2 protein-coding genes are annotated in these 1576 nt (G+C 69.9%); both read left to right on the top strand.

The window, feature by feature from the left end:
- Window positions 1-799 (top strand): aldehyde dehydrogenase family protein (locus tag ABWI04_RS42695; protein WP_353835977.1); only part of this gene is annotated, 799 nt, incomplete at its 5' end.
- A gap of 24 nt (window positions 800-823) precedes the next feature.
- Complete coding sequence (locus ABWI04_RS42690) at window positions 824-1537, top strand: iron-containing redox enzyme family protein (protein ID WP_179833015.1); 714 nt, start codon at window positions 824-826, stop codon at window positions 1535-1537.
- The last annotated feature ends 39 nt before the right edge of the window (window positions 1538-1576 follow it).

The raw sequence follows: 1576 nt of genomic DNA, 5'->3' as shown, positions 1-1576 counted from the left end.
GGCGGACGAGCGCGTCGGGGCCGTGACGTTCACCGGCTCCACCCGGGCCGGTCGCGCCGTCCACGCGGCGGTCGGCCCGTCGCGCCGCGCACAGCTGGAGATGGGCGGCAAGAACCCGGTGGTCGTCCTGGACGACGCCGACCTGGAGCGCGCCACGCAGATCATCGTCAAGGGCGCGTTCGGGCTGTCCGGGCAGGCGTGCACCGGGACGAGCCGGGTCATCGCGGACGACGCCGTCCACGACGAGCTGCTCGAACGCGTGGCGCGGGCCGCCGAGGCGCTGACCGTCGGGAACGGGCTGGGCGACGGCGTCGACCTCGGGCCCCTCGCCGCGGACTTCCAGCTGGAGAAGTTCCTCGACTACGTGCGGATCGGCGAGGAGGAGGGGGCCAAGCTCGTCACCGGGGGGCGGCGCCTCCCCGGCGACGGGTACTTCGTGCGGCCGGCCGTCTTCGGCGAGGTCGCGCCGGACATGCGGATCGCCCGCGAGGAGATCTTCGGCCCGGTGCTGGCCTTCCTGCGGGCGTCCGGCCTCGACGAGGCCGTCGCGCTGGCCAACGGCACCGACTACGGGCTGTCGGCCGGGATCGTCACCCGCGACACCGGCCGGGCGCTGGAGTTCGCCCGGCGCTCCGAGAGCGGCCTGGTGAAGGTGAACCAGCCGACCTCGGGAATGGCGATGACCGTGCCGTTCGGCGGGCTCAAGGAATCCAGCACGCAGACGTTCAAAGAGCAGGCCGGACCTTCGATGATGCTCTTCTACACGCAGGAGAAAAGCGTCTACATCTCACCCCGGTAAGAAAATCCGAGAAGGGATCAGGAAATGGCAGAGCTGCTGTCGAAGGACGCGTTCCGCGCCGAGCTGCAGAACGCGATCAAAGGCCGCGAGGCCAAGAACGCCTCGTTCAGCAAGGCGTGGGCGGACGGCGAGCTGAAGCGCGAGCACTTCGCCCGCTGGGCGGAGAACCACTACCACTACGTGGGCCCGTTCGCCGACTACCTCGCCTACGTCTACGCCAACACGCCCGACGAGTTCACCGGCGCCAAGGACTTCACGCTCCAGAACATGTACGAGGAGGAGCTCGCCGACATCCGGCACACCGACCTCCTCATCCGGTTCGCCGAGGCGTGCGGCACGACCCGCGAGCGCGTCGAGGACCCGTCCAACATGAACGCCATCACCCGCGGCCTCCAGGCGTGGTGCTACGCGGTCGCCATGCGCGAGCACTTCGTGGTCGCCACCGCCGCCCTCGTGGTCGGCCTGGAGTCGCAGGTGCCGAGCATCTACAAGAAGCAGATCGTGCCGCTGCGCGAGGTGTACGGGTTCACCGAGGACGAGATCGAGTTCTTCGACCTGCACATCACCTCCGACGTGGTGCACGGGGAGCGCGGCTACCAGATCGTCCTCGACCACGCGGACACGCCGGAGCTCCAGCAGCGCTGCCTGCGGCTGTGCCGGTGGGGCGCGGAGATGCGCTTCTCCTACACGCAGGGCCTGTACGACACCTACGTCAAGCCCGACCTCGTCAGCGCCTGACCCGAATCCGGTCCGGCGGCGGGGCGGCGTCCCGCCCCG

Source organism: Actinomadura sp. NPDC000929 (assembly GCF_040492065.1).
Taxonomy (GTDB): Bacteria; Actinomycetota; Actinomycetes; order Streptosporangiales; family Streptosporangiaceae; genus Spirillospora; species Spirillospora verrucosospora.
The sequence above is the reverse complement of the archived record's forward strand: the minus strand, read 5'-3'. Positions and strand labels throughout refer to the sequence as shown.